Genomic DNA, 12895 nt, shown 5'->3' on the forward strand with positions numbered 1-12895 from the left:
AGGACGGGATGCCACGCATCCTCAAAAAGCGCGAAACACTGCTTGCCATCATCATCGTCGTGATGATCGCCGGTTTTGCGACGCGCGCGGCCGGCTTTGCCGAGCCCGCCAATCTCGCCAATATCTTCAACGACACCTCGATCCTCATCATCCTGGCGCTCGCCCAGATGACGGTCATCCTGACGAAGTCGATCGACCTGTCCGTCGCCGCCAATCTGGCGCTGACGGGCATGGCGGTCGCGATGCTGAACGCCGCCTATCCCGATATTCCGCTGATCGCCCTCGTCATCACGGCAATCCTGATGGGTGCAGTTCTCGGCGCCATCAACGGCTATCTCGTCTGGGCTTTGGAAATCCCGCCGATCGTCGTCACGCTCGGCACCCTGACGATCTATCGCGGCATGGCCTTCGTGCTGTCGGGTGGCGCCTGGGTCAATGCGCACCAGTTCACGCCGATCTTCCTGAACGTGCCGCGCACGCCGCTTCTCGGCCTGCCTGTGCTTGCCTGGATCGGCATCGCGATCGTGCTGATGATGTATCTGGTGTTGCGCTATACGCAGTTCGGCCGCTCGGCCTATGCGAGCGGCGGCAATCCGGTGGCGGCGGTTTACGCCGGCATCGATGTCGGCTGGACACGCTTCCTGGCCTTCGTTCTCTCCGGCGCGCTTGCCGGGCTCAGCGGCTATCTCTGGGTGTCGCGCTATGCCGTTGCCTATGTCGATATCGCCAACGGCTTCGAGCTCGATAGTGTGGCTGCCTGCGTCATCGGCGGCATTTCGATCGCAGGCGGTGTCGGCTCGGTCGCCGGCGCGGTGCTCGGCGCCCTCTTCCTCGGTGTCATCAAGAACGCGCTTCCGGTCATCGGTATCTCCCCGTTCACCCAGATGGCGATCTCGGGCACCGTCATCATCCTTGCCGTCGTCTTCAATGCCCGGCGCGAACGCAATCGCGGCCGCATCATCTTGCGCGATCAGGCCGCAAAGGACACCGCCAGCCAGGGAGCAAGCGCATGAGCAACGGTTCGCAAGCGGCAACTGCGGAAAAACGCGCCATTCCGGATCGTCTCGGCACGCCCTTCAAGCGCATCATGGCGAGCTGGGAAACACTGCTCTTCGGCGTCGCGGTCGCGATCTTCATCTTCAATTCGCTGGCCTCGCCCTATTTCCTCGACCCCTACAATCTCTCGGACGCGACCTTCAACTTCACCGAAAAGGCGATGATCGCCTTTGCCATGGCGCTGCTCGTGATTGCTGGTGAAATCGACCTCTCTGTCGCAGCCATCATCGCGCTCGCCTCGACGGCCATGGGCGCTGCCGCGCAAATGGGTGTCGACACGCCCGGCCTCGTCGCGATCGGCATCGGCGTCGGGCTTGTCTGCGGCATCTTCAACGGCTTCCTGGTTTCCGTGCTGAAATTGCCGTCTATCGTCGTCACCATCGGCACGATGAGCCTGTTTCGCGGCATTTCCTACATCGTGCTTGGCGATCAGGCCTATGGCAACTATCCGGATAGCTTTGCCTATTTCGGCCAGGGCTATGTCGTCTGGGTCTTCTCATTTGAATTCGTGCTCTTCATCGTGCTCGCGATCGCTTTTGCAATCCTGCTGCATGCGACGAACTTCGGCCGGCAGGTCTATACGATCGGCAACAATGATTTTGCCGCGCGCTTTTCCGGCATTCCGGTGGAACGGGTCAAATTCATCCTGTTCCTGCTGACCGGCATCATGAGCGGCATCGCCGCCGTCTGCCTCACCTCCCGCCTCGGCTCGACGCGCCCCTCGATCGCGCTCGGCTGGGAGCTTGAAGTCGTCACCATGGTCGTGCTCGGCGGCGTATCGATCCTCGGCGGCTCAGGCACGATCGGCGGCGTCGTCATCGCCGCCTTCGTCATGGGCTTGGTGACCTTCGGCCTCGGCCTGCTCAATGTCCCCGGCATCGTCATGTCGATCTTCATCGGCCTCCTCCTCATCATCACCATCGCGCTGCCGATCGTCGCCCGGCGCATCAGGACCATGAGCTCCAAATGACATCAGCTCTCGAACGCCATGCCTTCAAGATGATGCTCAATCCAGGCATGGAAGCGGAATACCGCAAGCGGCATGACGAAATCTGGCCCGAGCTTGTTGATCTGCTGCATCAGACGGGCGTCAGCGACTATTCGATCCACCTCGATCGCGAGACGAACACGCTTTTCGGCGTTCTGACACGGCCGAGGGATCACGCCATGGCGAGCCTGCCGGACCACCCCGTCATGAAGAGATGGTGGGCACATATGGCCGATATCATGGCGACCAACCCCGATAACTCGCCGGTTCAGAGCGATCTGATTACGGTCTTCCATCTGCCATGAACAGCGAAAAAGCCTACCGTCATATCGCCGTGATCGACATCGGCAAGACCAACGCCAAGGTCGTTGTGCTGGATGCGGGGACGGGTGCCGAGATTGCAGCCGTCAGGACCGCAAACAGCGTCCTGAAGTCTGCCCCCTATCCGCACTACGATATTGACGGGCTGTGGGATTTCATCATCTCGGCACTGAAGGGCTTTGTCCGCGCGCCAGGCTTCGATGCCATTTCGATCACCACCCATGGCGCATCCGCTGTGATGCTTTCAGCCGATGGCAGCCTCGCCATGCCGGTTCTCGACTATGAGCACGGCTATCCCCAGGCAGTTCAGGACACCTATGCGCGGTTGCGCCCGGGCTTCGCCGAGACATTTTCGCCTGGATTGTCGGTCGGCCTCAATGTCGGCGCGCAAATCCACTATCTGAAAAGCACCTTTCCGGCCGATTTCGCCCGCGCCGCGACGATCCTTACCTATCCGCAATACTGGGCATTCCGCCTGACCGGCATCGCCGCCAACGAGGTGACGTCGCTTGGCTGCCATACCGATCTCTGGAACCCGACGACGCAAAGCTATTCATCTCTGGTCGACACACTTGGCATTCGCGGGCTGATGGCGCCGGTCCGTTCGGCTTTCGACGCGCTTGGACCGGTCCTGCCGGCACTCGCTGCGGATATGGGTCTCACGAAACCGGTGCCGGTCTATTGCGGCATTCACGACTCCAACGCCTCGCTTCTGCCCCATCTGGTCGAAAACGAAGCCCCCTTTGCCGTCGTCTCGACGGGAACCTGGGTGATCAGTTTTGGCGTTGGCGGCGATCTGGAGCATCTCGATCCCCGGCGCGATGCGCTTGCCAATGTCGATGCCTATGGCCGTGCCGTGCCATCAGCCCGCTTCATGGGTGGCCGCGAATTCGAGATTCTGGCTGTCGAAATCGGCCCCGCATCATCCGATGCGGTTGAAGCCGCTCTTGAAGCGGTGATCGAGAAAGACCTCATGCTGCTGCCCAACGTGGTCGATGGGTCCGGCCCTTTTCCGGGCAGGAAAATGCAATGGGTCGGCGATGTCGCGACGGATACCACCGAGCGTCTTGCCGCCGTCAGCCTCTACCTCGCCATGATGACGGAAGCCTGTCTCGACCTGATCGGCGCGAAGGGGTCGATCTTCGTCGAGGGTCCCTTTGCTCTCAACCGTGCCTATCTCCTCGCACTGGCTGCGGTCACCGGCAAGGACGTCATTGCCTTGCCGGGCTCGACGGGGACAAGCCAGGGTGCGGCCCTGCTGACGGGAATTCGTCCACCTTCCGCCATGGAAAATGTGCCGATCCGCGCGGATTTGCGGGGATTGCGGCACTATAGGCAAGCCTGGCGTCGAGCCTTAGGCGACTAGAGCGGCTCGGCGTTTCAAAGGATCGCCAGACGACGCCATTCGTTCGCTCTTATGCAATGCCGACCCCGTCGAGTTCCGCCGCCGCGATCTGTCCCCTCTGAATTGCGGCCGGAACGTGCTGGTCGAGACCGTCCTCGATCAGCCACGCAGCCGACAGCCCCGTCCAGGCGACGATCCATTGCAACAGGCGGAAGCGGTTCAGCCCCGCCGCCGCCGACACGACATTGACCTGGCGCGCAAGGCGGCCGGGAGCCGTCGCGACGGCATGGTCGGGATTGCAGAACAGATTGGCGTAGTCGAAGTAACGCTCGCCCACCAGGCCCTTGGGATCGATCGCAAGCCAGCCACGCTCCGCGAAATCCAGAATATTGCCGTGATGAATATCGCCATGCAAAGGCACGACGTCACGCGGTTCCGATAGCAGCATGCGGGCCGCGACCGCGGACCGCACGAAGGAACCACCTTCGCGCTGAACCGCAGCTTCGAGCGCGCGGAAACGATCGGACAGAGGAATGAGTGGCGGCAAGGATATCCCGCGAGGTGCGTGAAGCTTAGCAACTGCCTCGCAGATGATGCAGCTCGCTTCGTCGTCCCGGCCATTCCTTGCCATGTCTGCAAGGGAAAGACGGCCTGTCGCCCGCTCAAGCAGGATGGCATCGTCCTTGTGCTCAAGAACGCGCGCGGCGCCAACACCATTCCACCAGACCATCAGCTCGGCACCCCATTTTTCCTCGGGCGCGACGGCGAGCTTGAGCATGGCCGGCTCGCCATCCCGACGCACGGGGAAAAGCCGGCTGGAATGGGTGACGATCGGATCGCCATCCGGGATCAGACGCCAGAGGTCGAAATAGATCTTTGCATCGTCATTCTTCGTCATGCGGCATCCGGCTCCCTCAAGCATGTGCTATGCCACAACACGCGACACAACCCGTGCGAATAGACCCTGGGGAAGATTCCACTTTTAGATACACCCATCGGGCCGTCATATCACTTAGGCTTTGGCGACGGAGATACAACAACCATCCCTCGACGAAAATTCACGAAAAATCGTCAAAATTGTCTTTGCGACGGTTATTTTCTTGCGGAATCGTCGCAATATTCCTACAGAAAATACCCTCATGAGCGCTTTCGAGATCAAAAAATGTCCGAAAGCGATCATCGGCTTCGATATCAGCTTTGTCTCTTTAAAAAGAACGCCTCACGGCAGTTTGCGCGTCGAGACAGGTGATTGCGGGCGGGTTCAAAGGGCGCTGCCGCGCCCATCCAAGGAGAGCTACCATGAGTCTGAAGACATTGACGGCCGCGACCTTCGTCGCTTCGCTGGCCTTCGCACCTCTCGCGCATGCGGACATCACCATCGGCCTCATCGCGCCGCTGACCGGCCCGGTCGCGGCCTATGGCGAGCAGGTCAAGAATGGCGCGCAGACCGCCATCGACGAAATCAACAAGAGCGGCGGCGTTCTCGGCCAGAAGCTCGTCCTGAAGCTCGGCGATGATGCCGGCGATCCGAAGCAGGGCGTGTCCGTCGCCAACGGCTTCGTCGGCGACAGCATCCGCTTCGTCGTCGGCCCGGTTACCTCGGGCGTTGCCATTCCGGTTTCCGACGCGCTTGGCGAAAACGGCATCCTGATGGTCACGCCGACCGCAACCGCTCCGGACCTGACCAATCGCGGTCTCACGAACATCTTCCGCACCTGTGGCCGCGATGACCAGCAGGCCGTGGTTGCCGGCGAATATGTCGTGAAGAACTTCAAGGACAAGAAGATCGCCATCCTCAACGACAAGGGTGCCTACGGCAAGGGTCTGGCGGACGCCTTCAAAGCAGCGATCAACAAGGGCGGCGTCACTGAAGTCGTCAATGACTCGCTGACCCCCGGCGAAAAGGACTACAGCGCCCTGACGACGAAGCTGAAGCAGGCTGGTGTCGAAGTCATCTACTTCGGCGGTTACCATCCGGAAGCAGGTCTGCTGGCCCGCCAGCTGCACGATATCTCCGTCAAGGCGCAAATCATCGGCGGCGACGGCCTTTCCAACACCGAATACTGGGCAATCGCCAACGATTCCGCTGCCGGCACGCTCTTCACCAACGCATCCGACGCGCTGAAGAACCCGGATTCGCAGGGCGCCGTCGCAGCTCTCAAGGCACGCAACATCCCGGCCGAAGCCTTCACGCTGAACGCCTATGCCGCCGTGCAGGTGCTGAAGGCCGGCATCGAAAAGGCCGGCAAGGCAGATGACGCCGAAGCTGTCGGCACCGCCCTGAAGAAGGGCGAACCGATCGACACTGCCATCGGCAAGGTCACCTATGGCGAAACCGGCGACCTCACCTCGCAGAGCTTCTCGCTCTACAAGTGGGAAGGCGGCAAGATCGTTTCGGCCGAATAAGCCGTCACGTCATCACTTCGAAAGAGAGCCGGGCCACTTGCTGGCCCGGTTTTTTTGTTGTCGATCCTGGAGTACTGCCGCTCAGCAAACGGTGCGAAAACGCTCGATGCAGGTGGAGAGAACCTCCTCGCCCGGCCGCTTCCACCAATTATTCTGGGAGAAAATCTCGACTTCCTGCAGGCCGAAAAAGCCGGCCTTCTCGATCTCCGCGCGAATGCGCTTCAAGTCGATGACGCCATCGCCCATCATACCGCGGTCGAGCAGCAGATCCGTGGTCGGCACCAGCCAGTCGCAGATATGATGTGCCAGAATACGTCCGCCGGCGCCGGCGCGCGCGATCTGTTCGTCAAGCTTCGGGTCCCACCAGACATGATAGACATCGATGGCGACACCGATGCCCTCACCCAGCAGATCGCAGATATCCAGCGCCTGCTCCAGTGTGTTCACACAGGCACGGTCGGCTGCATACATCGGGTGCAGCGGCTCGATCGCGATCGGAATTCCGGAGCTGCGTGCATGCGGCAGGATCGCGGCGATGCCGTCCGCCACCATTTCGCGGGCATGGGCGATATCCTTCGATCCCTCCGGCAGGCCACCGACGACAAGGACGAGGCAATCGGCGTTCAGCGCCGCCGCTTCGTCGATCGCACGTTTGTTGTCGTCGATCGCCGCCGCCCTGCCCTCGGCGCTTGCCGCGGGAAACATGCCGCCGCGGCAAAGGCCGGTCACCTTCAGCTTATTATCGGCGACGATGCGGGCAGCTTCCGAAAGCCCGATCTTGTGCACCTGATCGCGCCAGGGCGCGATCGCGACGATATCCTGCTTCAAACAGGCCTCCACCGCCTGGCGCATGTCATATTGCTGGCGCACCGTTGCCAGATTGATGGACAGACCCTCTATGGCCATCGTGATGATCCTCCCCCGATCTTATCTGCTAATCGATGCCGACGGTCGCAAGGATCGTCTTCATGCGATATGTCGCCAGATCCGGATCGCGCAGCACCCGCGCCGTATCCGCCAGACGGAACAGTTCCGAAAGATGCTGTATCGAGCGGGCGCTCTGCTGACCGCCGAGCATCTGGAAATGATCCTGGAAGCCGTTGAGATAGGCGAGGAAGACGACGCCGGTCTTATAGAAGCGTGTCGGTGCCTTGAAGATATGGCGTGACAGCGGCACGGTCGGCGCCAGGATAGCATGGAAGGCGTCGAGGTCGTTCTGGGCGAGTTTCGCGAGAGCAGCGCTTGCCGCCGGCGCAATGGCATCGAAGATGCCGAGCAGCGCATGCGAGTAGCCCTGTTCGTCACCGGCGATCAGTTCTGCGTAGTTGAAATCGTCGCCGGTATACATCTTGACCGACGGATCGAGCCGGCGGCGCATGACGATTTCCTTCTCCGCCGAAAGCAGCGAAATCTTTACGCCATCGACCTTGGCCGCGTTCTGGTTGATGATCGCTGTCGCCGTCTCCATGGCCAGCATGTCGTCGGTCGAGCCCCAATAGCCCGCCAGCGCCGGGTCGAACATCGAACCGAGCCAGTGAATGATGACGGGTTCTTTGACCTGACCGAGGATGCGGTCGTAAACCCTGACATAATCGTCCGGGCTCTTGGCGGCGGCGGCAAGCGCCCGGCTCGCCATCAGGATGACGCGGCCGCCCTGCCCTTCCACATAGGCGATCTGTTCCTCATAGGCGCGGATGACGTCGTCGATAGTGACATCAGGGCTAGGCTGAAGATGATCGGTGCCGGCGCCATACGCGATCACGGCATCCGGCCGGCCGCGAGCAGCCGATTGCGCGTGCGCAATCAGCTCTTTTGCGCCGGCCCAGTCCAGACCCATGCCGCGCTGCGCGGTATCCATCGCTTCCGCTACGCCGAGGCCGAGACCCCAGAGATATTCGCGAAAGGCGATGGTGCGCTCCCAGTCGATATTGCGGTCAAGCCAGGGATCGTTGTCCGCAAGCGCATCGACCACCACATGCGCCGCCGCATAGGCCACACGATTGAAGTGATGGCCGCCCGCCGGCCTCACAGGCGCAGTCAAAGGCTCGTTGGCGGGTGTGAAGGCAGCAATGGTGCCGTCTGCCCTCGGCAGGTGAAGGCTTCTCTCCATGAGATCAGCCTCCTAGCGTGCCGAAAGGGAAGGCACGTCAACCCAGCGACGCTCCGCCCAGCTCTTCTGTGCCAGCTCCGCAAGCTGCACGCCCTTGGCACCCTCGCGAAGCGTGAACTTCCACGGCGCATCCTCGGCCACATGGCACAGGAACTGCTCCCACTGCGCCTTGAAGCCATTGTCGAAGGCCTGCGTATCCGGCACCTCTTCCCAGGTATCGAAGAAATTGATCGGCTGCGGCTGATCGGGGTTCCAGACAGGTTTTGGCGTATTGACGCGATGCTGCGTCCAGCAGCGCATCAGACCGCAGACGGCCGATCCATGGGTGCCGTCGACCTGGAAGGTGACGAGATCGTCACGACGAACCCTGACCGCCCATGAGGAGTTGATATGCGCGATAACGCCGCCTTCGAGCTCGAAGGTAGCATAGGCGGCATCGTCGGCATCGGCGACATAGGTCTTGCCGTTCTCGTCGACGCGGCTTGGAATATGCGTCGCGCCGAGGCAGCTGACGGATTTGACCTCGCCGAACAGATTGTCAAGCACATAGCGCCAATGCGGCAGCATATCGAGGATCATGCCGCCGCCATCTCGTTTGCGGTAATTCCACGAGGGGCGCTGTGCCTTCACCCCCCAATCGCCTTCGAAGACCCAGTAGCCGAATTCACCGCGCACGGAGAGGATCTTGCCGAAGAAGCCGCTGTCGCGCAGCATGGCGATCTTGCGCAGCCCCGGCAGGAACAGCTTGTCCTGGACGACACCGTTCTTGACGCCGCGACGCTCGGCGGAAGCCGCTACCGACAACGCCTCTTCAAGAGTCTCGGAGATCGGCTTTTCGCAATAGACATGCTTGCCGGCGGCAATCGCCTTTTCGAGAAGCTCAACGCGCATCTGCGTCGAACCGGCATCGAAGAAGATCGTATTGCTGGGATCGGCAAGAGCAGCGTCGAGATCGGTCGTCGTCTTCGACAGGCCGTGCTTGCGGGCGATCGCCTCGATCTTTTCGGCGTTGCGGCCGACGAGCACCGGCTCGGGCATCAACCTGTCGCCGTTCGACAGCTGGACACCGCCCTGCTCGCGGATCGCCAGGATGGAGCGCACGAGGTGCTGATTGTAGCCCATGCGACCGGTGATGCCGTGCATGATGATGCCGATCGGCTTCGTTGCCATAAGTCATTCCTCCCGTAAATAACTATATAGTTACATAACTGACACGGCGAGGCGATGCTGTCAACGGCCATCGTCAATGGCCGCCGCGGCAATCATCTATCGTTGCTGAGCTTGTTGCCGGGGGGATTTTAGGGACGCAGATAGGTGAAAATCACGTCGACGATATGCTCGCCCCAGGCGTCGATTTCGCTCTTGTCCGAGAGGTTGCGGCGGAAGATCGTCGAGAGCGTCCAACGGTTCGTCAGGAAGAACGAGCCGAGTGCCGCAATGCTCATATAGATCTTCACCGGATCGCAGTCATTGCGGAATACGCCCGCTGCCGCGCCGCGGTCGAGCAGGCCGGAGATCTCCGATACCAGCGGCGAATGCAGCTCGAAAATACGTGCCGAACGCTTCAGGAAGCGGGCCTTGTGCATATTCTCCGTGCTGAGGATTCCCAGGAATTCCGGGTGATCCAGAAAATATTGCCAGGTGAAGACGACCAGCTCCCGCATGCCGTCGGCAGGCGAGCGATGCGAGAGATCGAGCCGCGCCTCCGCCGAGCGGATGGCGATATAGCTGCCTTCCAAAACGGCGACATAGAGCGCATCCTTGCCGCCGAAATAGTGATAGAGCATCCGCTTGTTGATTTTCGCTCGTTCAGCGATGGCATCCACGCGAGCACCACCATAGCCGCGCTCGGCAAATTCCTTGGTTGCGGCAGCCAAAATCGCCTTGCTGGTGCGTTCCGCATCCCTGAGACGGGGCCGTTCCGAAGCTGCGCGCGAGGGGGTTTGCTCTGCATTCGCAAGGTCTGCACTCTTTGCGCTGCGCTTCACGGTCTTGGCTTCTGACATCATGGCTCCCGGCGGCATTTCATGGGGGCTTATGCAGCCCATCCCCACGCCGATAAGTAACCGATCATCGCATAAGTTGACAGCCCCCGGTAAATCGAGGGCGATAGTAACTATATGGTTATATCGATTTAAATGTGCATATGGCGAAGGATGCTGGCGGGAAATGCGGGATTCCCGCTGCCACCGTAACCGTCTGAATGAGGGTGAGAGTGAGTCGGGACACGGCAACGATCTTGCGTTTGAACCCCATCCGGCCCTAGAGAGCATTAGGCAAGCGGCACCAGGTGAGCATGACCAAAAAGCAAATCGCAATCATTGGCGGCGGCCCTGCCGGATTGATGGCGGCAGAGACCTTGTCCCTGCTCGGCCATCGCATCGCGGTCTATGACAGCATGCCGACGGTGGCGCGCAAGTTTCTGCTGGCCGGAAAATCCGGTCTCAACATCACGCATTCGGAAGACTACAGCGTTTTTGCCACTCGTTTCGGCGCTGCCTCGGCCCGATTGCGCACAGCGCTTGACGATTTCCAGCCCGATGACATCAGAGCCTGGGCGGAAGGCCTGGGAACGGAAACCTTCGTCGGCTCTTCCGGCCGCGTCTTCCCGAAAGTCATGAAGGCGTCGCCGCTGCTGCGCGCCTGGCTGGCGAGGCTGGAGACGCGTGATGTCAGCATTATGACGCGGCATCGCTGGTGTGGCTTCGAGGATGATGGTCTGGTCTTTGAAACACCGACGGGGCGCGAACTCGTGCACCATGACGCCGTTTTGCTCGCACTCGGCGGTGCAAGCTATGCCCGGCTCGGATCGGATGCGGCATGGGTCAGCTGGCTTCACGACAAAGGGATCGACATCGCCACGTTCCAGCCGGCCAATTGCGGTTTCGACGTCACCTGGAGCGCGACCTTCAGCGAGCGCTTTGCCGGCGAACCACTGAAAGCCGTAACAGCAACGTCGGAGGTAGGAACTTTTCCCGGCGAATTCGTGATCTCGAAAACGGGGATCGAGGGCAGCCTGGTCTACACCCATGCCGCCGCCCTGCGTGACCGGTTGGCAAAAAAGGGCGAGGCGTCGCTCATTGTCGATCTGGCACCCGGACGCGATGAGGAGCGCTTGGCGCGCGATCTGACACGGCAAGATCCCAAGGCCAGTTTCTCCAATCGCCTGCGCAAAGGCGCCGGCATCGAGGGCGTCAAGGCGGGCCTTTTGCGCGAGCTCGACGATCCCACCGTTCTCTCGCATCCGGAACCCCTTGCCCGCCTGATCAAGGCTTTGCCGATTCCGTTGTTGAGACCAAGGCCCATTGCCGAGGCCATCTCGTCTGCCGGCGGCATTCGTTGGGATGAGCTCGACGAGAGATACATGCTGAAGAAACTTCCCGGCATGTTTGCTGCCGGAGAAATGATCGATTGGGAGGCGCCGACCGGCGGCTATCTTCTAACAGCCTGCTTTGCGACCGGGCGTGCGGCCGCCAGGGGCATCGATTCCTGGCTTAAGGCCAGCTGATTTAAGCCTGAGCGCCTGAGCTTCAGCCGATCCGGCCCTTTTCCATCAGCCAGGCAACCGCTTCCTGAACAGCCTGCAACGAGGTGTAGCGGGGCCGGTAGCCGAGCAGCCTTTCAGCCTTCGCGATCGAGCAATTCGGGCTTCTGGCAATATGCTCCCAGGTCGCTTGCGCATCTTCCGCCGACTGGCCTTCGGCCCATGCCCTATAGGGCAGGAATTCCAGCTGCGGCTCATGCCCGAACCAGCGCGACATGGCCTCTGCATAACCTCTGAGCGTCAGCGCACCGCTTGAAACCGCATGGAAAGCCTCTCCCGTCGAGGCCCGCCAGTTAGCGATGGCGCCCATGAACATCTGCGCGACGTCGTCGGCATGAACGTGGTGGACTGTCTCCAGACCGAAATTCGGCAGGACGAGGGTTTCACCCCGAGCCAAAGTCGCGAAGGCGGATAGATTGAAATGCCCGGCCGGATTGAGGGGCGCCCAGCCGGGGCCGACAATATGGCCGGGATGGATCAGGGTTGCGGGAAATCCCCTGCGGCGCGCTTCCTCAAGCAGATGCGCTTCGATCGCGGCTTTCTGGATGCCATAATCGCCGAAGGGCCGCTTCGGCGCCTCTTCCGGCGTCGGCACGACGGTCGAAAATCCATGAGTCCAGATCGTGCCCGTATGCAGGAAATGGCCGACATGATCGGTGAGCGCCTCGGTCAGATGCCTTGCGCTGTCGAGCGTGAAGCAGATCATGTCGATGACGATATCCGGCTTCAAGGCGCGAATGGCTGGACCGAAGCTGCCCTCCTTCTCCATCGCAGCGCGATCCATCGCCTGCATCTCCACATCATTCCAGGCCTTGTTCGGCGAATAGGGTTCAGCCTGACCGCGGCTGATCGCCACGACCTTATGCCCCGCTTCCACGAGCCGCGGCACGAGATAGGTGCCGATATGGCCCGTTGCACCGATAATCACCGTGCGCGTCATGACGTCCTCCCAACGGTCAAGATCGAAATCGGCGGCTGGCCGATATCCAAGAAATGATCTGCCGTGAGAATAGGAGAGCAGGCGGCTTTGTCATCCCCTCTCATGGCTGAAAAAGTCATTCATCACCGTCTTCATTGCAGGAGGCGAAGATAAATGCATCCGAGCATCACTTCGGCGCAGATAAC

12 protein-coding genes are annotated in these 12895 nt (G+C 60.9%); 6 read left to right on the plus strand and 6 right to left on the minus strand.

Annotated elements, in window-relative coordinates:
- Nucleotides 1-8: 8 nt before the first annotated feature.
- The 4 genes from GA0061103_RS02080 to GA0061103_RS02095 are packed head-to-tail and all read left to right on the plus strand — an operon-like array spanning nt 9 to nt 3731.
- Entirely contained in the window at nt 9-1013 is a 1005-nt protein-coding gene (locus tag GA0061103_RS02080) for an ABC transporter permease (RefSeq protein ID WP_092706625.1), read from the plus strand.
- Entirely contained in the window at nt 1010-2026 is a 1017-nt protein-coding gene (locus tag GA0061103_RS02085; RefSeq protein WP_092706627.1) for an ABC transporter permease, read from the plus strand. Before GA0061103_RS02080 ends, GA0061103_RS02085 begins: the two co-directional genes overlap by 4 nt.
- Nucleotides 2023-2349 (plus strand): L-rhamnose mutarotase, encoded by a 327-nt coding sequence (gene rhaM / locus GA0061103_RS02090; protein WP_092706629.1) that lies wholly within the window; start codon nt 2023-2025, stop codon nt 2347-2349. Before GA0061103_RS02085 ends, rhaM begins: the two co-directional genes overlap by 4 nt.
- Nucleotides 2346-3731, plus strand: coding sequence for an FGGY-family carbohydrate kinase (locus tag GA0061103_RS02095; protein ID WP_092706631.1), 1386 nt, complete (start codon nt 2346-2348; stop codon nt 3729-3731). Before rhaM ends, GA0061103_RS02095 begins: the two co-directional genes overlap by 4 nt.
- A 49-nt stretch (nt 3732-3780) precedes the next feature.
- Here GA0061103_RS02095 and GA0061103_RS02100 read toward each other — a convergent pair whose 3' ends face one another.
- Nucleotides 3781-4608 carry an aminoglycoside phosphotransferase family protein gene (locus GA0061103_RS02100; protein ID WP_092706633.1) on the minus strand — a complete coding sequence of 276 codons (828 nt, stop codon included), beginning with the start codon at nt 4606-4608 and terminating at the stop codon, nt 3781-3783.
- A gap of 401 nt (nt 4609-5009) precedes the next feature.
- On the opposite strand from GA0061103_RS02100, the gene GA0061103_RS02105 reads away from it, so the two are divergent.
- Complete coding sequence (locus tag GA0061103_RS02105; protein WP_092706635.1) at nt 5010-6116, plus strand: branched-chain amino acid ABC transporter substrate-binding protein; 1107 nt, start codon at nt 5010-5012, stop codon at nt 6114-6116.
- Between the two features lie 81 nt (nt 6117-6197).
- On the opposite strand, the gene GA0061103_RS02110 is transcribed toward GA0061103_RS02105, so the two are convergent.
- The 4 genes from GA0061103_RS02110 to GA0061103_RS02125 all read right to left on the minus strand — a co-directional run bounded on the left by GA0061103_RS02110 (nt 6198) and on the right by GA0061103_RS02125 (nt 10232).
- Nucleotides 6198-7022 carry a sugar phosphate isomerase/epimerase family protein gene (locus GA0061103_RS02110; RefSeq protein ID WP_092706637.1) on the minus strand — a complete coding sequence of 275 codons (825 nt, stop codon included), beginning with the start codon at nt 7020-7022 and terminating at the stop codon, nt 6198-6200.
- Nucleotides 7023-7050: 28 nt separating this feature from the next.
- Nucleotides 7051-8226, minus strand: coding sequence for a dihydrodipicolinate synthase family protein (locus GA0061103_RS02115; protein WP_092706639.1), 1176 nt, complete (start codon nt 8224-8226; stop codon nt 7051-7053).
- Nucleotides 8227-8238: 12 nt separating this feature from the next.
- A complete protein-coding gene (locus GA0061103_RS02120; RefSeq protein WP_092706641.1) occupies nt 8239-9396 on the minus strand; it encodes a Gfo/Idh/MocA family protein in 1158 nt (385 codons plus the stop codon).
- A 128-nt stretch (nt 9397-9524) separates the two neighbouring features.
- Nucleotides 9525-10232, minus strand: a complete 708-nt coding sequence (locus GA0061103_RS02125) for a TetR/AcrR family transcriptional regulator (RefSeq protein WP_092708532.1) — start codon at nt 10230-10232, stop codon at nt 9525-9527.
- 290 nt (nt 10233-10522) lie between these two features.
- Here GA0061103_RS02125 and GA0061103_RS02130 point away from each other — a divergent pair, with 290 nt between their 5' ends.
- Entirely contained in the window at nt 10523-11734 is a 1212-nt protein-coding gene (locus GA0061103_RS02130; RefSeq protein ID WP_092706643.1) for a TIGR03862 family flavoprotein, read from the plus strand.
- 22 nt (nt 11735-11756) lie between these two features.
- Here GA0061103_RS02130 and GA0061103_RS02135 read toward each other — a convergent pair whose 3' ends face one another.
- A complete protein-coding gene (locus GA0061103_RS02135; RefSeq protein WP_092706645.1) occupies nt 11757-12710 on the minus strand; it encodes an NAD-dependent epimerase/dehydratase family protein in 954 nt (317 codons plus the stop codon).
- Nucleotides 12711-12895 lie beyond the last annotated feature (185 nt).

The organism is Martinezella multihospitum (genome assembly GCF_900094585.1).
GTDB classification, from domain to species: Bacteria; Pseudomonadota; Alphaproteobacteria; order Rhizobiales; family Rhizobiaceae; genus Rhizobium; species Rhizobium multihospitium.

Bases quoted from the DNA above. Each gene is read 5' to 3' on its own strand.
- GA0061103_RS02080 (WP_092706625.1), top strand. From the start codon at position 9: ATGCCACGCATCCTCAAAAAGCGCGAAACACTGCTTGCCATCATCATC.
- GA0061103_RS02085 (WP_092706627.1), top strand. From the start codon at position 1,010: ATGAGCAACGGTTCGCAAGCGGCAACTGCGGAAAAACGCGCCATTCCG.
- rhaM (WP_092706629.1), top strand. From the start codon at position 2,023: ATGACATCAGCTCTCGAACGCCATGCCTTCAAGATGATGCTCAATCCA.
- GA0061103_RS02095 (WP_092706631.1), top strand. From the start codon at position 2,346: ATGAACAGCGAAAAAGCCTACCGTCATATCGCCGTGATCGACATCGGC.
- GA0061103_RS02100 (WP_092706633.1), bottom strand. From the start codon at position 4,608: ATGACGAAGAATGACGATGCAAAGATCTATTTCGACCTCTGGCGTCTG.
- GA0061103_RS02105 (WP_092706635.1), top strand. From the start codon at position 5,010: ATGAGTCTGAAGACATTGACGGCCGCGACCTTCGTCGCTTCGCTGGCC.
- GA0061103_RS02110 (WP_092706637.1), bottom strand. From the start codon at position 7,022: ATGGCCATAGAGGGTCTGTCCATCAATCTGGCAACGGTGCGCCAGCAA.
- GA0061103_RS02115 (WP_092706639.1), bottom strand. From the start codon at position 8,226: ATGGAGAGAAGCCTTCACCTGCCGAGGGCAGACGGCACCATTGCTGCC.
- GA0061103_RS02120 (WP_092706641.1), bottom strand. From the start codon at position 9,396: ATGGCAACGAAGCCGATCGGCATCATCATGCACGGCATCACCGGTCGC.
- GA0061103_RS02125 (WP_092708532.1), bottom strand. From the start codon at position 10,232: ATGTCAGAAGCCAAGACCGTGAAGCGCAGCGCAAAGAGTGCAGACCTT.
- GA0061103_RS02130 (WP_092706643.1), top strand. From the start codon at position 10,523: ATGACCAAAAAGCAAATCGCAATCATTGGCGGCGGCCCTGCCGGATTG.
- GA0061103_RS02135 (WP_092706645.1), bottom strand. From the start codon at position 12,710: ATGACGCGCACGGTGATTATCGGTGCAACGGGCCATATCGGCACCTAT.